Raw genomic sequence first — 20,862 nt, forward strand, 5'->3', positions numbered from 1 at the left:
TTCCTAGCGATGACAGGTGCTGCAGCTCGTAATGTCTTTCACAGACCGCAGGTGGTAGCGAGTTTTCAATTCGTTGCCAAGTGCGCTTTGTTCGGTGAATTTGACAGCGCCTTGACCATTTGCGGCCGGCAGTTCGACCGGACGTTCTGAGGTCGGCTGCTCGTAGCGCATGTTGAATACCTGGTCGCGCGGCCGGAGGTACTTTTCCGGAGCGCGGTGGCAATCGAGGCACCACTCCATCTGCAGCGAGGCCTGGTTGTACATCAGGGGCATGCGATCAACCGGACCGTGGCAGGTGTTGCAGCCGACGCCCTTGTTGATGTGAATGCTGTGATCGAAATACACGTAGTCGGGGAGATCATTGGCACGCGACCAGACCAGCGACTTGCCGGACCGGAAGCTTTCGCGCACCGGTTCAAGCAGCGGCGCGTTGGTCCAGATCTGCGAGTGGCAATTCATACAGGTCTTGGTCGGGGGGATGCCGGCATATCCGGAGATTTCCACGGAGGTGTGGCAATAGCGGCAATCTAGCCCGAGACCGCCGACGTGGTGCTGATGGCTGAAGGGCACCGGTTGCATGTGAGCAACGCCCGCATACGTGACATAGGGCGAGCGCTGCAACTCAAGTGCAGCCCAAAGAAGTCCGCTCACTAAAATGATGGCGGCCAGAATCGAGATACGTGCGATTGAATTCGTACTTCTGTGAAAAATCTGAGCCATTTACCGAGCTTCCCGTTTAAGTCCGGGTTGAACACGAGTATGGAAGGCCTCGACGACTGGCTACCCGTGTAGGGTTAACGACAAAATGCAAAGGTGGACAAGCACAGAGTCTGTGACGCACGTCACATGAACCCGTGATTATAACAACAAGGGTGGGCGAGATGAAAAGAGGGTTCTGCGATTTTGTTGCGGAAAACAATTTGTGATTAGCGAAGAAGCAAAAAAAAGCGCATCTCATTTGCGAGATGCGCACTGATCTTGCTTCGAGTTCTGCGAATTGATGGTTAATTCGCGGGTTTGGTGTCGCTCATTGACGCTGCGGTGGGCACATCAACGGTGCTCTCGCGATCTTCGGCGCCATACAGCAACACGCTGCAGTCCTTCCCTGCTTCGCAACTGACGAGCACGCGACGGAAGATGCGGTACTCCCCTGACGGCAGAGTGATGGGGTAGCTCATCGCCATAAGCGCTTTGGCCGCGGGCTTGAGCGAGTCGGCGCCAGACTTCCACTGCGCATCTGACGCTTGTTTGGAAGCGGTAAAAGTCAGTACGAATTCGGCTTTACCGGTCCAACCAGCGTTGTTGAGCTTGAGGAATCGTTCAGCGTCGAGCTTGACCTTGGCTTCTTTGATCTTCGCCTCGACGTCGGCATCCTTGATCGAAGCGAGGGTGATCAGCTTCTCACGATAGCGAGGCGCAGGACGATCGCCAGCGAGGGCCATGGCGTAGTACTCGGCGGCTGCCTTCTTGTCGTTACGCTTCTCGGCGAAGATCGCGAGGTGCTCCGCGACTTCGGAGTGCGGGTCCTGATCGAAAGCGGCGTGGATGAATTCTTCGGCTTCTTTCTGTTTGCCCTGTTTGTAGTAGACCCAGCCGAGGGTGTCCCAGGCAGCGGCGAGGCTGGCGGTCATTTGCGGGCCAGCTTTGAGGGCCTGCTCCGCGGGCAGGTTGCGCAGGTAGGACTGCGTGGTACTGACGGAACTCTGCGCGTACTGCTCGGCCTTGTCGAGTTTGACGTCTTTGTCGGCGAGCGCGTAGGCGATGTCGTTCCACGTCATGGGATTGTTGGCGTCGAGCTTGACGGATTCTTCGAAGGCGGTGATCGCCTTCTCGGTCTGACCAGTGTTGAGATACGCGTTGCCCAGCATGTAGCGAGCGACCGACGACTGCGGAAGGATCGATACGGCGCGCTCGAGTTCAGGCACGGCGGCCTTGTAGTCTTCACGAATGATGTCGACCTGACCGATGCCGAGGTGCGCAGTCTTGTCGAGCGGATTGATTTCGGCCTGCTTCTTGAAGGCCGCGAGAGCGTCGTCGTACTTGTACTGCGTCATGTAGACCTGCGCCAGACCGGTGTTGGCGAGGTCGTCGTAGGGATTCACCTCAAGCTGCTTCTTGTAGTACTCGATGGCTTTGTTGAGGTCGCCGGCGTTGTAGTAGGTCTCGGCGAGGGCGTCCCATCCGTACTTGTGCTCAGGCTCGAGGACGAGCGCGCGCTGCAGAAGCTCGATGGCGTTCTGATAATTTTCGGCGCGAACGGCGGCCTGCGCGGCGTCGAAAAGGTCGTCGGCCTTGGCGTCTTTTTCGGCGCCGGCGACGCTGGCGTCGGTGCGGGTGAGGGTGAGCGCTTGCCCGTGATCGGAGTTCACCGCGAGGCGGTAGGCGTGGTAATCACCGAAACGTTTGATCGGCACTTCACGCTGCATGATGTGCAGGTATCGTTCGGCGACGAATGTGGACTTGTCCTGCGTGTAGTTCGAGGAGTACTCGCTGTAATCGCGCTTGACGCTCATGGAGGCAGGCAGGCGGAGGGTGTACTTCTCCGGCAGGTCAACTTTCATGATGACGCGATACTCGCCGGGAGATCCGCCGAGCGGGAGCGGTTCGGTGTCAGGGCCGGGATCCGACGGCTCTTCGGAGAGATTCATGGAGCCGAACGGAACGCCGAGGGTGCCGGTCTTGTCTTTCCACTCGATCGCGTTCTGGACTTTGACGTTGCACTCCATGCTGAACGGCTTCACGGTGTCGGCGGGATCGGAGACCTTGACGTCGCTGACGTCGCCGGGGACGCCGAGGACGCGCGAGATGTTCTCCATCAATTTCTGATAGTTTGCCTGGCCGTAGTTGCGGAAGACGCTACGAAGCTGGAGCTCGCTGTCGCCGCGCGAGATGATCTGCAGGTGGAGGTCAGCGGTGCCGAGCTCGTTGATCTTGCCGGCGACGTTGATGGTCTCAAGGCTGGTGAATGGCGGATCGGCGGGCGTTTCCACGACGTGCGGCTGGCCATCCACGGGAACGAGCAGGGCTTTCTTTTTGCGGATGTTCCAGGTGAGGAGGCGGAAGGGTGCGACCTCCGTCGTGCTGTCCATCCAGAATTCTTTATCGCCGGCTTTGACTTCGGTGATGACGTGGTTGAAGGAGGCTGGGGTCGGGAAGTCATCCTGGAGCTTGACGAAGGTGTGGATGAGGACGTTCGCGGGCTTATAGCCGGATGCGATCAGTAGCGATGAGAGAAGCGTCGCCTTGTCTTTGCAGTCGCCGTACTTGTCCTGCATGGTGACGGAGGCAGCACGGGGTTGGAAGCGTCCGACGCCGAGCGAGAGGCTCACGTAGCGATAGCCGGTGGCGACGTAGCGATAGAGAGCAGCGATCTTGTCTTCGTCGGTAGTGAGGCCCTTGGTCAGCTCCGCGGCTTTGGCTTTGATTTCAGGCGTGGGCGCAACGCGATCACGCTGGAGGTCCTGGTACCACTTGCCGATTTGCTCCCAACTGTTGAAGGTGGTGAGTTGGACGTCGGCAAATTCCTGCGGCTTCTTCCCCTTTTTCTTTTCGCGCTTCTGCTTCTCTTCTTCGTCCTCGACCTTCAGGTTTGAGCGCTTCCAGGAATATATGGTGCGATCGCCCTCGGTACGCGTGGAGGTAGGTTCGAAGCCCGGGAGAGATTTGAGCTTGGCGTTGGCCTTGACGGGAACATCGAACTCGATCTGTTCGTCGAGGATGATGTAGTTCTTCATGAAGGTGTGCTCGGTGAAGAACTCATTCGGCGTAGCGGGCTTCGTGATTTTGCGAATGCGCTGGTACTCAAGGATGTCGCCGACCTGGAGCGAAGAAACGGTCAGGTGCTTCTCACGATAGTCAGTGTAGACCGGGGCTTCACGTTCAACGGAACTGGTCATATCGCGAACGGAATCGGGCGGTGTGTCGATGACTTTGCCGTCGGGCTTGCGGACGCGCGCATAGGCGATCTGCATCTCGTCGCTGTCGGAGTTGTAGCCGAAGACGAGCTGGCCCCACGCCTTCACGCCGGCATCGCTTTGAATCTTGACGCGCAGCGTGGTGGTTTCCTGGCCGGTGCCGTCGGTCTCAAAGCGCCATTTGTCTTCAAACTTCTCGTAAACATAGGCCTGCTTGGCGTAATCGGCGTCGTCGGATCTATCGACCTTCGGCGGAGTGACGTTCGGGCCGGTAGGCGCCGGCGGAGCAGGCTTCTGGTCTTGCGCGAGAGCAAAGGAAGCGACCGAGAGTATTGACGAAAGAAGCGTGATGCCAAAGAGCCGAACAGAAGAAATGCGCATGATGCCCGATTGTCCTTGTAAGTAGCTGGTGCTTGCAATGATAAACGCCGCGGCGGACCGCGGCGTTATCTGGATTACTTAGATTTACAGCGCAAGTTCGGCGTGGATGGTGTTGTCTTCCACCTCGGACTTGAGTTCGAAGCCAAGTTTCTTACAGATGGCGCGCATTTCGTGGTTCTCGGCCAGCATATTGGAGCTGACTACCGCGATCTTTTCGTCGCGGGCCACTTGCAGCATGCGGCGATAAAGCTCGCTGCCGAGGCCAAGGTGCTGCGCGCCGTCACGGACGAGCGCCGCAAGTTCAGCTTCGTTGCGGCCGTGCAGCTTGCTGAGGCGGCCGACAGCGAGGATTTCGGCGTCGCCGTTCTCCGGCTTGCGGACGACGACGAGCGGCATTTCGCGATCGTAGTCTGCGAAGCATATGCGCGTGAGACGCTCGTGCGCGGTACGTTGCGAAAGCTTCAGCGGCTGGAAGTAGCGGAGATAAACAGTACGTTCGGAGAGAGCCTGGTGGAACTGGATCATCGTGGGCTCATCTTCGGGACGAATGGGGCGAATCATCACCTCTTCCCCGTTCTTCATCTTCCACTTCGCAACGTACTTCGTCGGATAGGCGCGGATGGCGGTCTTCGGCAGGTCCTCAGCTTTCACTTCAGGGCCGTGCACGACGACGCGGGCATCGAGCGCGAGGAGGCGATCGGGTGATGCGAGCAGCGGGTTGATATCGAGTTCCTTAATCCAAGGCTGTTCGGCAATCAATTCGCTGAAGCGGACCATAAGATTTTCGAGAGCGGCCATGTCCACGGATTTGCGTCCGCGGACACCCTTGAGCGCGGTGTAGATCTTGGTTTGATCCATCATGCGGCGCGCGAGCGTGGAGTTCAGCGGCGGTATCGCAAGGGCGCGGTCTTTGAAGACTTCGACCAACTGTCCGCCGGTCCCAAAGAGCAGCACGGGGCCGAACTGTGGATCGAGGCTGCTGCCGATAATGAGCTCATAGCCATCGAGCTTGGCCATGGGTTGAACGGTGACGCCCTGGAAGTGCTCGGCGCCTTTCTTTTCAGTGACGGCGGTCCTGATGTCGTTGAAGGCCTTACGTACGGCTGCGGCGTCGCGGAGATTGAGCACAACGCCACCGACGTCGGTCTTGTGGGTGATCGTCAGGGAGTAGAGCTTGAGGACGATGGGGTAGCCCATCTTGTCGGCGTGAGCTACGGCTTCTTCTTCCGTGGCTGCGACTTCGGTGGGTACCGTCGGAATGCCGTACATCTCGAGCAGTTTCTTGGACTCGTACTCGGTAAGGATGGTTCGGCCGGTCTGGCGAATATCGTTGATGAGCTTCTCGGCGCGGGCGCGATCGCCTTCCTTTTCGCTGCCGGGAGCGGTTGGCGTCTCGTAGATGCCCTTCAGGTTGTAGGAGTATTGCCACATGTAATTGAAGGCGCGGCAGGCGGAGTCGGGATAGGCAAAGGTCGGGATCTTGGCCTGGTCGAGGATTTTTTCGCCGGCAGCCACTTCCACGCCGCCCATCCAGCTGGCGAGTACCGGCTTGCCGAGCGACTGGCCATAGGGCTTGAGCTGCTCGGCGATTTGCGTGGGATTAGTCATACCCTGCGGGGTCATGACGACGAGCATGCCGTCGATGCTCGGATCTTTGGCGGCGATCTGCAACGACTTCGCGTAACGCTCGGGCTCGGCGTCGCCGAGGATGTCGACGGGATTGTTATGGCTCCAGTGCGGCGGGAGGAGTTCGTCGAAGGCCTTCATGGTTTCTTCGGAGAGCTCGGCGAGTGCGCCACCACCCTGGATCAGAGCATCCGTGGCAAGCACGCCTGGGCCGCCGGCGTTGGTGACGATGCAGAGACGATTTCCCTGCGGGCGCGGCTGTTTCGCGAGGACGTCCGTCATATAGAAGACGTCGGCGATGGTGTTGACACGAAGCACGCCGACGCGGCGGAAGGCGGCGTCGAGAACTTCGTCGCTACCGGTCAGGGAGCCGGTGTGCGAAGCAGCGGCCTTGGCGGCGGCTGCGGTGCGTCCGGCCTTGATGACGATGATCGGTTTAGTTAGGGAGACTTCGCGGGCGGCGGAGAGGAAGGAACGGGCGTTACCGATCGATTCCATGTAGATAACGATCGCGTGGGTGCGGGGGTCGTTGCCGAGGTAGCTGATGAGATCGCCCCAGTCCACGTCGAGCATGGATCCGATGCTCACGAATGAACTGAAGCCGACGTTCTCTTTCAAACTCCAGTCGAGGACGGCGGTGCAGAGCGCGCCGCTCTGGCTGATGAAGGCCACGTTGCCGGGCCGGGCGATGGTGTTGGCGAAGGTCGCGTTCAGGCCTTTGATCGGGTTCATCACGCCGAGGCAGTTCGGGCCGATAATGCGCATCTTGCCCCGGATGATCCGCGAGATTTCGTGCTCAAGTTGCTTGCCGTGTTCGCCGAATTCTTTAAAGCCAGCGGAAATCACGATGCCTGCGGTGACGCCATTGTCCACCGCTTCCTGGATGATGCCGGGTACGCTGTCGGCGGGAGTGGTGACGACGACGAGCTCCGGACGCTCAGGGAGGTCGGCGATGCTTTTGTAAGCGCGAACACCCAGAATGTTGTTGCGCTTGGGATTGACGGGATACAAGGTGCCGCCGAACGGGCTGCTCAAGATGTTCCACAAGACGGAGCGTCCGACGCTGCCAACGCGCTCGGTCGCGCCGATCACGGCGACGGATTGCGGAGAGAAGATGGAATCCAGCGGATGCCCGACTGCACGAAGGACGTCATGTGCCGGATCGGCTTTTGTACCTGCTTTACTGCCTGCGCTCATAAAAAGTGCCTCTGCTTAAGTATTAGGTATGAAGAGATAGTGTAGTTTTGAGCTCTCTGCAGTGTCTCTCCGAATGGTCACGCCCGCCAGTGATGCCTGTCACAAAGGTGGCTGAAGGCGCCTGAGTATGCGTGTTTTAATAATGAAAGGCGCATGAAAATACGACTCGTATTGTTAACAGTCTTTCTCTGCAGCAGTTTTGTCTCATTCGGCGCGGACCAACCTGCAGCCCTGAATTTCGATCCGGGCCCACTGCCGTTTAAGTTTGTGGCGTATGGCGACATGCGGATGACCGATCCGCATAACCATGGCGACACCGATCCAGACCGTCGCAAAGCGATTATTGAGGCGATCGCCAAACAGAACCCGAAGTTCGTTCTGATCGGTGGCGACCTTGTGCTGAATGGCAGCAACGGGGCCGACTGGTCGGAGTACGACAAAGAAATGACGCCAATCGCGGACGCACATGCGGCAGTGTATCCGGCAATTGGGAACCACGAGATGCATGGCGATGCAAACACCGCCTTGGCGAACTACTTCAAGCGCTTCCCTTACCTGAACAGCAGCCGGTTTTACACGGTGAAGGCCGGAAACGTGTTGATCATCACGCTCGACAGCGAGTTGGGCGAGTTGAAGTCGCCGCAGCGCGAGTGGCTGGAGAGGGTGCTGACCAAGGGAATTCCGGCGGATGTGGAGTTTGTCATATTCGACCTGCATCATCCGCCGTACACACATTTCGGCATGGCGAGCTATGGCCATGAAGCGCGCCACGAAGAGAAGGCAATGGCGGCATATTTGGAAGAGCGGCAAAGGAAAACGCGAGCGCGTTTTCTCGTGATCGCGGGACACAACCACAACTACGAGCGCTACCTCCACGGCGATGTGATGTACATCGTGAGCGGAGGGGGTGGCGCGCAACCCTATATGCCGCATCGTCTGCCGACAGATTTCTACCAGGGCACTGGACCGACCTATCACTACTGCCTGATCACGATGGAACCAGGGAAGCTGAACTTCGAGATGTACAAGCTGACGGGCGATCCCGGCAAGTTTGGGTGGGAGAAGGGCGACAATTTCGCGCTCACCTACAAGTAATCGAATGAGTCCATTAAAAATGCGTTCCAGGGTCATCGCAGTGTCGCTGGCGTTCGTGTGCGTTGTTGCCACCGGGGCGCAGGAGCCGGTGTTTCGCGCGCAATCGAACGTGGTGATTGTGCCGACGCTGGTGCGCGATGCTGAGCGCAATGCTGTCTATGGACTGGCGGAGAAAGACTTCATCATTGAAGACGATGGGGTGCCGCAGACGGTGCACCTGGATGAAGCGTCAGAAGAGCAGCCGGTCTCGATTGTCGTAGTTCTGCAGCTTGGACGCCGCGCCGATTACGAGTTGCCGCGCGTCAAAGGATTGCGTTCCATGCTGTCGCCGCTGATGGATGCGGGACACGCCCGGGTCGCGATGGTGACTTTCGATCAGGATGCAACGCTTTTCCAGGACTTCACGAGTGATTCCAACGTTTTCGAAAAACGGCTCGGCCAGTTGGAACCGGGAAACGGCGGAGCCGCGATTGTGGATGCGGTGCACTTCGGCGTGAAGTTGCTGAATGCGACGCCTAAAAATAGCCAGCGCGTGCTTCTGCTGATCGGCGAGACGCGCGACCACGGCAGCACGAAGAAGCCTGAGGACCTGCTACGCGAATTGGGAACGAGCAACATCGTGATCTACGCGCTCACGTTCTCGCCGTCGAAGTCGAATGTGCTCGACACGCTGCGGGGGACAAACAATCCCGACCTGCATCCGGAGCAGAGCGAAGTGCACGAGGGTCCGGACCTGCTGGCGCCGCTGATACTGGCGGCCGAAGGCATGCGCAAGAACGCAGCGAAGACGATTACGGCAATGACCGGAGGAGAGTACACGCAGTTCGCGACGAGCAAGAACTTCGACCGCGATATGAACGCGTTCTCGAACCACCTGTACTCGCGTTACGTGTTGAGCTTCGCGCCAAGCAAGCCGCATCCGGGGTTGCATCACCTGACCGTGAGACTGAGAGACCCCGGTAAAGCCGCTGTGTTAGCGAGGGAGAGTTACTGGGCGGAAGGCGCGACCAGCGGAAATCCCCAACCTTAGAGCGTTCCAGCTCTGACGACCAAACTCGTTTTGAATGCCTCGCATCCCACAAGGAAATCCCCACGAGGCGACAAGCAAATGGACAACCGGAACTCCCGAACTCAAGCTGATGGCTTCAACTCGCGCCTGCGGCGGATCGAGCCCTGGGCCTCGATCGTCGGAGGCGGCGCTTTAACCGCATTCGGCATCAGCCGCAAATCATTGGCCGGGGCTACGATGGCGGCAGCCGGCGGCTACCTCATTTATCGCGCTGCAACCAATGGAAGACGTGCGTCGCAGAACGTGCACGTGCAACGCTCCTTCACCATCATGAAACCTGTGGCAGAGGTGTACGCGTACTGGCGCAATTTCCAGAACCTGCCAAACATCATGACGCACCTCGAGAACGTGGAGGTCCGAGATGACCGGCGTTCGCATTGGACAGCGCTAGGACCGATGGGACTGAAGTTCGAGTGGGACGCAGAGATCATTGATGAACGCGAGAATGAATTCATCGTGTGGCGATCCGTGGAAGGTGCAGATATTGAGAACCGCGGATCGGTGCAATTCTTTTCCGTCCTGAACGGGGAGGGCACGGAGATTTCGGCTGCGATTGACTATGCGCCGCCAGCCGGAATTCTCGGCGCGAAGTTTGCCCAGCTATTCGGACGCAATCCGGAGCAACAGGTGCGCGAGGACCTGAGGGCCTTCAAGGCGCTGATGGAAGCCGGGGAAATTCCAACCATCGAAGGCCAGCCGCATGGGAAGCGCTCCGCGTTCGTGAAAGCTGCGCGGGTAGCGTACCCGGGACATAAGCGCTCCGCGACGAACGTGAAAGCGATCCGACAGCCCGCAGAACAGCTGGCATAGCCACTTCAGGAGAGATGAGATGAAAGCAGTTTGCTGGAATGGACGTCATGACATGCGGGTCGAGACGGTGGACGACCCGAAGATTTTGAACCCTCGCGATTGCATCATTAAAGTTACGCGCACCGCGATTTGCGGCTCGGACTTGCACCTTTACAACGGCCTTATCCCAACGATGGAAGCGGGCGATATTGTGGGGCATGAGTTCATGGGCGAAGTGGTGGAGATTGGGCCGCAGGTGAAGAAGCTGAAAGTTGGAGACCGTGTGGTGATTCCCTTCACCATCGCCTGCGGCAATTGTTTCTTTTGCCGACAGCAGCTTTGGTCGTCGTGCGATAACACCAATCCGAATGCGTACATTGCAGAAGCGCTGATGGGATATTCGCCGTCGGGATTGTTCGGTTATTCGCACATGACTGGCGGCTACGCAGGCGGCCAGGCGCAGTACGTGCGCGTACCATTCGCAGATATCGGGCCATTGAAGATCGAAAGTGATCTGACGGATGATCAAGTGCTGTTCTTGTCCGATGTCTTCCCTACTGGATACATGGCCGCGGAGAACTGCGACATCCAACCCGGCAAAGGACAAACGGTGGCGGTGTGGGGCTGCGGTCCGGTGGGACTGTTTGCGATCAAGAGCGCGTTTTTGCTGGGCGCAGAACAGGTGATCGCGATCGATCGCTTCCCGGAGCGTCTGTACCTGGCGGAACAGGCCGGAGCAGAGACACTGAACTACTCGGAGATTCCTGACCTGATCGAAGTTCTGAAGGAACTGACTGGCGGTCGCGGACCTGATGCCTGCATTGATGCTGTCGGCATGGAGGCCCATGGCGTTTCGATCGACGCCCTCGCCGATGAGGTGAAGCAGGTGATGAAGGTCGAGACAGATCGTCCGCTGGCACTGCGGCAGGCGATCCAAGCGTGCCGGAAGGGCGGAGTCGTTTCCGTTCCCGGCGTCTACGGTGGTTTCGTGGATAAGATTCCGATGGGTGCGTTCATGAACAAGGCGCTGACCATGAAGACCGGCCAGACACACATGATGAAGTACATGAAGCCGCTGCTCGAACACATCGAGAAGGGCGATATTGACCCCAGTTTCATCATTTCGCATCGGGTCACGATTGATCAGGTACCAGAGATGTACGACGTGTGGCTTAAGAAACAGGACCATGTGACGAAGATCGTGATCGACCCGTGGGCGGAAAATATCGCGGCGTAACTGACCCAGCAGAACGCGCCCCGGCGCGGCCATGAATCGTGGTCGCAGTCGGGGCGTTTCCTTTTACAAACCGGTTAGAGACCGGCGGAACTGCGAAATCACGAAATGCTACAATAGGGCTTCTTCCGGAAAACACCCGAAGTCTCAAGGAAACAAGGTCTTACGCCGTTGACTCAAGCCGACATGGATACCAAGCCCGTTACGTACGCCGACGCCGGCGTTGATATTGAAAAAGCCAACCGCACCAAGCAGCGCATTAAGTATTTGGCGCACAAGACGTTCACCAAGAGCGTCCTGAGCGAGATTGGCGGCTTTGGCGGCCTTTTCCAGATCGATAAAAAGAAGTACCTGGACCCGGTGCTCGTTTCGAGCGTGGACGGCGTAGGCACGAAGCTGAAAATCGCATTCGAAATGAACCTTCACCACACGATTGGTGCGGACCTGGTCAACCATTGCGTGAACGACATCGCGGTGCAGGGCGCGGCGCCGATGTTCTTCATGGACTACCTGGCAACCGGCAAACTGGATCCGGACATTGCGGAGAGGATCGTTACCGGGCTCGCGGATGCTTGCAAGCACAATGGCTGCGCGCTGATCGGCGGCGAGACGGCCGAGATGCCGGGCTTCTATCCCGACGGCGAATACGATCTCGCTGGATTCATCGTGGGAGTGGTCGAACGCGATAAGGTCATCACTGGCAAAGAGGTTGTGCCGGGAGATGTGCTGGTCGGGCTGCCGTCGAATGGGCTGCATACGAACGGATATTCGCTCGCCCGGAAACTGCTCTTCTCCATCGCCGGATACTCGCCCGAAACGTATGTAAATGCGATTAAAGGCAAGGTCGGCAACGAGCTGATGAAGACGCACAAGAGCTACTGGCCTGCGGTCCGTCGGCTGGTGGAGGCGGAGTGCGTAAGCGCGATGGCACACATTACAGGCGGCGGCATTACCGAGAACCTGCCGCGCGTGCTGCCCAAGGGCACGGGCGCGGTGGTGGAACTGGGATCGTGGCCGGTGCTGCCGATCTTTACCCACATGCAGCAGCTCGGGAATATCAGCCAGGACGAGATGCTCCGCACCTTCAACATGGGTATCGGGATGGTGCTGGTGATTCCGGCGAAGAAGTTCAAGAAGGTACAGACAGTGCTGGAGCGCGCTGGGGAGAAGGGCTATACGATCGGGCGCATTGTGAAGGGCGACCGAAAAGTCAGCTACTCGTAATTGAGTCCCGAAGGCACGCAAGAAAATAGCCCACCTCGTAAGAGGTGGGTTTCGTGTGTGTGGCCTACACGAGCCCGCCTCTGCGGACAGTATGCGCTTTCAGCTCAGTTCCCCTTGTAAGGAAATGGTTCACGATCCAACCTGCAACGAGAATGCCCACAGCTAGGATTTCAGCCCGAAATTGCACGAGAGAGTGTCTTGTACCCACGAAGACCGCAAACAAGAATGTGTTCGCGAATAAGACTGCGGTAACGCGTCGAACCGCATTTAGAGGCTGCTTTTGGATTGCAAGTGAGATGACTCCCGCTGCGAGGGCAAAAAAGATGCCCTGAACTGACTCTGCGCGGGAAATCCGAACGGTAGGGTTCATATAAACATGCTCACTCAAAAGGGTTCCGAGATAAGGAATAACGCAGGCGAAGGCTGCAACTGGCAGGATTCTCGCCCACCGATCGACGGTCCAGATGAGAACCCCGAGCGCGGCTAAGAATGCGAGCCAAGGCAAAAAAGGATAGTTCGCGAATAGTGTTGCGGATTTCGCTTGCGCCGTGAAGCTTTCGAAACCGATTAAGAGCCCAAATAACACGAAGATCGGCAAGAAGCTGCCCTTCCGCTCGACAGAATTCGCTTGGGTTGGACGGTGTTGAAGGTCCACTCTCACGCTCACGTCCTCATCCCGAAGAGCTTGTCAGGATTTTGTCCCATTTACAATAACCGCGTGAAGAACCTCGGCATCCTGCTCTCTGGGCGCGGCTCCAATTTCGAAGCTATTGCGGACAATGTTGCCGCCGGAAAAATCCCGGCACAGATTTCCGTCGTCATCTCCAACCGCGCCGATGCGGGGGGAATTGAGTCGGCGAAGCGACGCGGCTTGAATGCGCTGGTCATTCCGTCAAAGGGCGTCCCTCGCGAAGAACACGATCGGCGAGTTGTAAAGGCGCTGCAGGACCATGGCGTTGATCTCATCTGTCTGGCCGGGTATATGCGGCTGCTGTCGCCGTGGTTCGTACAGCAGTTTCCGCGACGCATCCTGAATATTCATCCTTCGCTGCTGCCCGCGTTCCCCGGACTCGAGGCATCCAAGCAGGCGTTCGACTACGGCGTGAAGGTCAGCGGGTGCACGGTGCACTTTGTGGATGAGCACCTCGACCACGGCGACATCATCGTGCAGAAAGTCGTACCGGTGCTGGATAACGATGACGATCACACGCTGGCGGCGCGCATTTTGGAGCAGGAGCACATTGCGTATAGCGAGGCGGTGCGCATCGTGCTTTCAGACAGCTTCAAGGTTGTGGGAAGGCGCGTAGTCGCCACCGCGCAATAGCCGGTTGAATCCAATTCAGGCCCGATTGAATCGAAGTCCAAACGAGGTAATCGCGATTGGCACGTGTCTTCGACCCACAAAAAGAGTCCCAGGACCTAGGATTCGGCACCGTACTTTCAAAGCAGCAACAGCTTCGCCTGCTGAACCGAGACGGATCGTTCAACGTTAAGCGATTTCCGCCGACACTCTGGGAAAAACTCGGCAGCTATCACTCGCTGGTGACGATGAGCTGGCCGCGGTTTTTCCTGCTGATCGGGATCGCATACTTCGCGATCAACGTTCCATTCGCGTTGGCCTATTACTTCGCCGGACCCGCGGCCCTGTCGGGCGATCAATCGTTGCATGGATTCCTGCGCTGCTTCTTCTTCAGCATTGATACGTTTGCGACGATCGGCTACGGCAACATTACGCCGGCAACACTGCTCACGAACTTTTTGGTAACAATCGAGGCGATCTTCGGACTGCTCAGCGTTGGATTGGTAGCCGGCCTCGTGTATGCGCGATTTGCGCGCCCTACGGCGAAGATTGCGTATAGCAAGAATGCAGTCATCGCTCCTTATCGCGGGCTTACCGGCTTCATGTTCCGACTGGTCAATGCGCGTCAGAATGAGTTGATCGAGGTAAACGCCAAGGTCATACTTAGTCGCTTTGAAGATCGCGATGGCCGCCGTCAGCGTGTGTTTCACAACCTGGAATTGGAGCGGGCGATTGTTATTTTCTTTCCGCTGAGTTGGACGGTCGTGCATCCGATTGATGAACAAAGTCCCCTGTGGGGCTGGACCGACGCGAAGCTGCGCGAAGCGGAGTCAGAGTTTCTCATCCTGTTGACGGCGACCGACGAGGTCTTCGCTACGATCGTTCACAGCCGCACCTCCTACTCTGCTAGCGAGGTGATTTGGGATGCCCGGTTCTCCAACATGTTTGTCGAAGAGAAGGGCGAGCTCAGCTTCGATCCGGAGAAATTGGACGCGGTTGAGAAACTGCGCAGCTAGCTGACTACTGCAGTTGGCGCTTCTGCAGCACGGCACGCACTTTGCGAAGCAGGCTGTCGCTAGTGAACGGCTTTTGCAGGAACTCTGCGCTTTCGGTCAGCACGCCGTGGCGGACGATGGCGTCGTCGGTGTATCCCGACATGTAGATGACCTTCAGTGAGGGCATCTGGATGCGCAGGCGCTCGGAGAGTTCGCGACCGCTCATGCCGACCAGAACCACGTCACTTAGCAGCATGTCGATTTTCTGCGTAGATTCGCGCACGATCTCCAGCGCTTCTTCGCCACTGGTCGCTTCAAGCACGTGATAACCCTGGCGGCTGAGAATTCCACGCACCAACTTGCGGACGCCTTCTTCGTCTTCTACCAACAGCACGGTTTCGCTTCCGCGATCGTTCGCGGGAATCGGCCCTGCGGCGTTGCTGGTGTCGCGAACTGTGTCCATGCGCGGGAGATAGACCTTGAAGGTCGAACCGATGCCGACTTCGCTGTACACAGAGATGTAACCATCGCTCTGCTTCACAATGCCGTACGCCGTAGAGAGACCAAGGCCAGTTCCCTTGCCCTGCTCTTTGGTTGTGAAGAACGGTTCGAAGACGCGGGCTTTGGTCGCCTCGTCCATACCGGCGCCCGAGTCGGTCATGGCGATCATGACGTAGGGACCGGGTTTGGCGCTGATGATGTCGCGGCTCCAATTTTCGGTGAGCTCTACGTTCGTGGTTTCGATTGTCAGGCGCCCGCCCATTGGCATGGCGTCGCGCGCATTGACGGCGAGGTTCATCAAGACTTGCTCGATCTGACTTGGGTCGGCTTTCACGTGGCCGATTTCGGGATCGAGTACGGTCTGGAGATCGATATCTTCGCCGAGCAGGCGCCGCAAGAGGTTGTGCATGTTCTGCACGATCGTGTTCAGATTAAGAACTTTCGGCGCGAGTACCTGTTGGCGGCTGAACGCGAGCAACTGGCGGGTCAGCGAGCCGGCGCGATCGCTTGCCTTCATGATCTCTTCGAGTTCCGCTCGGCGAACGTCACCCGGCGGCAGGTCGCTGAGCAGAATCTCGGTGTATCCGCGAATGACGGTCAAAAGATTATTGAAGTCGTGCGCGACGCCGCCAGCCAAGCGTCCGACAGCTTCCATTTTCTGCGATTGCCGCAGTTGCTGCTCGAGCATCCGGCGCTCGGTGACGTCCTCGACAATGCCCTCGACATAGCCGGCCTCGCCGGCTTCATCACTGACTAGACGGCCGCTCAAGCGCACGGTAATGGATTTGCCATCCTTGCGCTTCCACTTCACCTCAACGCCTTCCCAGCGCTTCAGGCTCATGAATTCAGCGACGAAGTTTTCGCGGTCTGAGGAATCGAGGTAAACGTCCCTTGCGATGTTCAGCGAGAGCATCTCGTCTTCTGTCTGGTATCCGAGCATTGCGATGAGTGCCGGGTTGACTGCGATGAAGTGGCCGTCCACCGTCGAACGATAAATGCCGTAGACAGCGCTTTGCACCAGAGAGCGGTAGCGTTGTTCTGAAGAGCGTAGTTGATCTTCGCTGCGCTTGTGCTCGATGGCAGCGGCTACGTGCTGCGAGACGAAGGTGAGAATGTCTTTTTCGGTCTGACGGTAGCGAATGTTCTCACGATAGGTCTGCACGACAAGCACGCCGATGACTTTGTCACTGATGATCAGCGGGACGCCAAGCCAGTCGAGAGACGGTGCGCCGATGGCTTCGACTTCGCCACGTGCGATCAGGTCCTCGAACACCGCTGGAGTAGCGAGCAGCGGCTGGCCAGTACGCAGAACGTATTCCGTGAGACCTTTCCCTAACGTCTTCTTTTCTGGACGTTCGTCCTCTTCGTCCACGAAATAGGGGAAGCTCAGCATCTCGCTCTTATCGTCAAAGAGCGCGATATAGAAATTCTCGGCATGCATCAGGCCGGCGACGACGCGGTGAATGAAACGGTAGAACTCGTCGAGATCGCGCGCTTCGCTGGTCTCTTCTGCGATGCGGTACAGAGCCGACTGAAGCTGCTCGGCTTTTTTGCGTTGGGTAATGTCCACCGCCGTGGCGACAATGGCGGCACGGCGTTCGAATTCAATGCGGTTCGAACTGAAGTCGAGCCACCGTTCTTCGTTGGAGCGAGTCGTGATTTTGAACTCGAAGCGGGTAGGTTCTGCCGAGCCGTTGAGCTGTTGTAGAAGGCGCTGTCGCGTCCAGTTGCGCGATTCGGGATCTACGAGCGACCACGCATCTTCCATAGCGAGCAACTCGCGGCGCGAGTATCCGAAAATGGCTTCTGTAGCGGCATTCACATAAAGGAAGCGCGCGCCGTCGTAGATGAAGATCGCCTGGACGGCGGTTTCCGCAAGTCCGCGAAACTTATTTTCGCTCTCGCGGACCGCTTCCTGGTTGCGGCGGTGTTCGACGGCGTTCGCAATCTGCTGCGATACGAAGGTGAGAATCTCCTTCTCGTGTTCTCCGTACCGCACGTTTTCGCGGTAGGACTGCACCACCAGGGTCCCGAAAGTGTGGTCGCCCTTTTTAAGTGGAACTCCCATCCAGTCGAGAGAGGGCGATCCTGCGCGCTCCAGATCTCCGCGACGAACGAGTTCTTCTAACGAGTCCGGTGTAGCGAGGAGCGCCTTCCCCATACGAAGCACGTACTCAGTAAGGCCTTTACCAAACCGGTGCGGCGGGAACGGCGGGTCCTTCTCATCCACGAAATACGGGAAGCTGACCATATCCGTTACGGGATCGTGCAGAGCGATGTAGCAATTCTTGGCGTACATCAACTCCTGCAGAATGCTGTGGATCGCCTTGTAGAGTTCCTGGAGATCAAGAGCGGAGTTGGCCTTGTCGGCGATCCGGTAGAGCGCGGACTGGAGGCGCTCCATCTGCTTCTGTTGCGTAATTTCGCGGTAAATACTGTAGAGACCGAGGCGGCCGTCTTCCGTCGTAATCGGCCGCACAAGGACGGAAACCTCAAGAGTGGTGCCGTCTTTGCGCTTGCGAGTTGCCTCCAGGCTGAGGGTCTCGCCGGCCAAGGCTCGCTCGAAAAAGGCGTAGTCGGTAGCGGTGGAGCCTTCCTCGCAAAGAAGTCTTCGAATATCAACGCCGACGACTTCATCGGCCTGGTAGCCGAAGGTTCTTGTGAACTCAAGGTTTACGCGCTCAATCGTGAGGTCGGAGTGGAGGATCGCGATCGCTTCGGGAGAGTTCTCGAAAAACGTGCGAAGGCGCTCGTCGCCAAGGGAGGTCTCGGCAGCCCCATTTGCGACTAAGCTCTGCCGGAAATCCTTATGATCCGCCATGTTCTCTGTAGACGAGGAGTTGTCAGCGCTAGTACGCACAATACGCCGGAACGCCAATCGGTTGCAAACAATTGGCAGGTTGCAAAACGGTACAAGAGTCACTTGACAGAGGTGACCCACTAGTAACGGCAAACACGTCCTTTTGCCCTAAGGGTGGATCGCCGCTTCGGCGTGCCCGATAAGCTCCATGTACGTCTCTTGTGAAACGTTTGGGCGCCAATGTCCGGTGGCTTTTCCGTATAGCACCGCGCCGAAAAAGAAGGCGGCGATGAGCGCTGCTATGGCAACGGGTTTCAGCGTTCTGCGGTGCGGCAGCGTGAAGGCCAAAGCGCCCTCCGCCGGGCAAACTGCAACACACTCCATGCAGGCAGTGCATTCAGGAGAACGGATGGTTACAAGCTGATCCACGGGCAAAAGCGAGGGGCAGGCTTTGCTGCACTTTCCACAATCAATGCAGGGATCGGGAAAGCGCTCGATTTTGCTCGGACTTGCGAGCGCGACGACTCCCATCAACGCTCCATAAGGGCAGAGATAGCGGCACCAGAAGTTCTGAATGAAAAGCGATAACGCTACAAGCACAACGAGCACAGCTGCGGCAGTCTGGCCGAGATGACGGAAGAAGTTCAGCATCTGGACGTCGGCCACCGCGCCATAGGGTCCGCTCAGAAATTGCTCGATTGCTCCGGCTGACATGGTTCCCACTGCAAAAAGGAAGAAGCTCATGAGCAAGTACTTAAGGCCACGAAGTGGGATATCGAGCCCGCGCGGCAATGCGACACTGCGGCCAATCAGCTTGCGACCGAGCTTCCAGAGCCACTCGGAAATTGTGCCGACCGGGCAAAGCCAGCTACAGAACGACTTCTTCAAGAGCAATGAAATGCCGAGAAATGCGCTTAGCAGGAGCATTCCGGCGACCAACGCTTTCGGCATGTGGCCTGTAATCAGGAAATACTTGAGGTTCATCAGGCTGGCGATCGGGAGCCAGCCCTCGACTCCGGCTGGGCGGGAGAACTTGGTGGTTGCGCCACCGGTTTCGCAGTAGCGAACGAAGCCGTAGAACTGGAACCCAATCCAGAGGTTCAGCGCGAAGAAGCTGTATTGCACCGCACGGCGGACCAACTGCGAGTGGTCCTTGCCGACACGACGGACGAGCTTCTTCTTCGCTGACGGGGGAATCGGAAATTGGGCCTGAGCTGCCATGGCTCGAGGCTACGGGCCTCGCAACGAGTCCCCTATGACATCGGTCACATTTCAGCGCGAGAGTCCACGTTTGTGGAACATGCCGCTACTCTTCGGAAGGAATGTCGAAATTGACCAGTTCGGCTCGAAAGAACTTGGTACGAACCGCTCCGTAAGCAATTCCCACCACCATCCAAACGGCACCCAGCAGTAATGCCTTGTGGGTCAAGTTCAGCCAGATCGCAAGGCAGATCACGAAACCAAGCGCCGAAGGAAGGAAATGCACAACGAAGCGCTTCAAGAATGGCTCGGCAGTGTCCCGAAGGAAGTAGTGGGTCAATGCCGCGAGGTTCACACCCATGAACGCCAGCAACGCACCGAAGTTAAGCAGTTCGGCACCGCGGTCGTAGTTCATCAGGAACGCGCCGACAAGCGCGATGCCGCCCACCAACAGAACATTGTTGGCCGGGATACGCGTCTTAGGGTGAATGGCCCCGAAAAATTTCTTGGGTAATGCTTCGCTTCGACCCATGCCATAAAGCAGGCGTGCGGCCCCAAGTTGTGCGCCCATGCCAGAACCGATCGTCGCAATCAGCAGGGTGATGCCAATCGCGTTTGCCAGCTTCGCCCCACCCGCAATCGCGGCCACGTGCGCGAACGCCGTGATCTCCTCGGACGCTTCGAAATGCCAGTCATAGCGGAGAAGTTGTGCCCCGTAGACCTCGGCTGCTGCCAGGGCGCCGGTGATAACGCATACCAGCACCGTCGCAAGGAAGATGTTGCGACGCGGGTTCTCCACCTCTTCCGATAGAGTCGAAATTCCGTCGAACCCGATATACGTGAGCACCGCAAGTGAGGTGCCATGGAAGACGGTCTTCACCGAAAACGTGTCAGGGTTAAAAAATGGATGGGTGAAATATCCCGAAGGATAAGACCCAAGGTGAAAAATGTAGCGCACCGTGGCGACGAAGAACGCCGCGATCACCACCGCCATGATCGCGCACAGGATCTGATTGATCCGCGCCGAAGTTTGAATGCCGCGCAGGTTCAGCCCGGTAAACAGGATGGCGAAAAAAAACGTCCATAACACCCATCCCAGCGGGATGCCGGGGATCATGTCAGCCATCGTGTGCGCGCACCAAATGGTACAGATCAGCGGGTTGAGCATGTAGTCCATGGTCATGCTCCAGCCCGTCACATAACCCAATGCCGGATGCAATTCGCGGCCTACGTAGGTGTACGCCGAACCCGCGCTGGGGTACACGCGCGCCATGCGCCCGTAACTCATGGCGGTGAAGACCATCGCGATCATCGCAATGAGAATCGAGGTGACGACATGCCCTTTACCGCCGTTGCTGAAAACGCCGAACGCCGGCATGGGAGCGGTCGGCTGGATGACGATAATTCCGTAAAGGATCAGGTCCCAAAGTCCTAACGACCGTTTGAGCGTGTTTGCCTGCGGATTCGTAGCGGTGACTGCGCGGGATTCTTCCACAATATGAGTCCTATGGCGTCCGAGTATACAGAACGAACTCAC

At 57.8% G+C, this 20,862-nt stretch carries 13 protein-coding genes; 7 read left to right on the plus strand and 6 right to left on the minus strand.

The window, feature by feature from the left end:
* Positions 1–3: 3 nt before the first annotated feature.
* The 3 genes from ACID345_RS15495 to ACID345_RS15505 all read right to left on the minus strand — a co-directional run bounded on the left by ACID345_RS15495 (position 4) and on the right by ACID345_RS15505 (position 7,118).
* Positions 4–720 (minus strand): cytochrome c3 family protein, encoded by a 717-nt coding sequence (locus ACID345_RS15495; RefSeq protein WP_011523806.1) that lies wholly within the window; start codon positions 718–720, stop codon positions 4–6.
* A 284-nt stretch (positions 721–1,004) separates the two neighbouring features.
* Positions 1,005–4,295, minus strand: coding sequence for a DUF3857 domain-containing protein (locus tag ACID345_RS15500; protein ID WP_011523807.1), 3,291 nt, complete (start codon positions 4,293–4,295; stop codon positions 1,005–1,007).
* An 84-nt stretch (positions 4,296–4,379) separates the two neighbouring features.
* Entirely contained in the window at positions 4,380–7,118 is a 2,739-nt protein-coding gene (locus ACID345_RS15505) for a bifunctional acetate--CoA ligase family protein/GNAT family N-acetyltransferase (protein ID WP_011523808.1), read from the minus strand.
* A 153-nt stretch (positions 7,119–7,271) separates the two neighbouring features.
* Between ACID345_RS15505 and ACID345_RS15510 the strand changes: the two genes are divergently transcribed.
* The 7 genes from ACID345_RS15510 (at position 7,272) to ACID345_RS15545 (ending at position 14,845) form a co-directional block, all read left to right on the plus strand.
* Positions 7,272–8,213 carry a metallophosphoesterase family protein gene (locus ACID345_RS15510; protein WP_011523809.1) on the plus strand — a complete coding sequence of 314 codons (942 nt, stop codon included), beginning with the start codon at positions 7,272–7,274 and terminating at the stop codon, positions 8,211–8,213.
* Between the two features lie 4 nt (positions 8,214–8,217).
* On the plus strand, positions 8,218–9,243 hold the full coding sequence (locus ACID345_RS15515) for a VWA domain-containing protein (protein ID WP_011523810.1): 1,026 nt from the start codon (positions 8,218–8,220) through the stop codon (positions 9,241–9,243).
* 78 nt (positions 9,244–9,321) lie between these two features.
* Positions 9,322–10,092, plus strand: coding sequence for an SRPBCC family protein (locus ACID345_RS15520; RefSeq protein ID WP_011523811.1), 771 nt, complete (start codon positions 9,322–9,324; stop codon positions 10,090–10,092).
* Between the two features lie 19 nt (positions 10,093–10,111).
* A complete protein-coding gene (locus ACID345_RS15525; RefSeq protein ID WP_011523812.1) occupies positions 10,112–11,308 on the plus strand; it encodes a zinc-dependent alcohol dehydrogenase in 1,197 nt (398 codons plus the stop codon).
* Between the two features lie 183 nt (positions 11,309–11,491).
* Positions 11,492–12,529, plus strand: a complete 1,038-nt coding sequence (gene purM / locus ACID345_RS15530) for a phosphoribosylformylglycinamidine cyclo-ligase (protein WP_049761929.1) — start codon at positions 11,492–11,494, stop codon at positions 12,527–12,529.
* Between the two features lie 718 nt (positions 12,530–13,247).
* Positions 13,248–13,853, plus strand: coding sequence for a phosphoribosylglycinamide formyltransferase (purN, locus tag ACID345_RS15540; RefSeq protein ID WP_041856795.1), 606 nt, complete (start codon positions 13,248–13,250; stop codon positions 13,851–13,853).
* A gap of 56 nt (positions 13,854–13,909) precedes the next feature.
* A complete protein-coding gene (locus ACID345_RS15545; protein WP_011523815.1) occupies positions 13,910–14,845 on the plus strand; it encodes an ion channel in 936 nt (311 codons plus the stop codon).
* A gap of 4 nt (positions 14,846–14,849) precedes the next feature.
* On the opposite strand, the gene ACID345_RS25660 is transcribed toward ACID345_RS15545, so the two are convergent.
* From ACID345_RS25660 to ACID345_RS15560, 3 genes are all read right to left on the minus strand, one after another.
* Positions 14,850–18,146, minus strand: coding sequence for a PAS domain S-box protein (locus ACID345_RS25660; RefSeq protein ID WP_049761930.1), 3,297 nt, complete (start codon positions 18,144–18,146; stop codon positions 14,850–14,852).
* A 147-nt stretch (positions 18,147–18,293) separates the two neighbouring features.
* Positions 18,294–19,346, minus strand: a complete 1,053-nt coding sequence (locus ACID345_RS15555) for a 4Fe-4S binding protein (RefSeq protein ID WP_011523817.1) — start codon at positions 19,344–19,346, stop codon at positions 18,294–18,296.
* Positions 19,347–19,431: 85 nt separating this feature from the next.
* Positions 19,432–20,820, minus strand: coding sequence for an APC family permease (locus ACID345_RS15560; RefSeq protein ID WP_011523818.1), 1,389 nt, complete (start codon positions 20,818–20,820; stop codon positions 19,432–19,434).
* Positions 20,821–20,862 lie beyond the last annotated feature (42 nt).

It is taken from the genome of Candidatus Koribacter versatilis Ellin345 (assembly GCF_000014005.1).
GTDB classification, from domain to species: Bacteria; Acidobacteriota; Terriglobia; order Terriglobales; family Acidobacteriaceae; genus Korobacter; species Korobacter versatilis_A.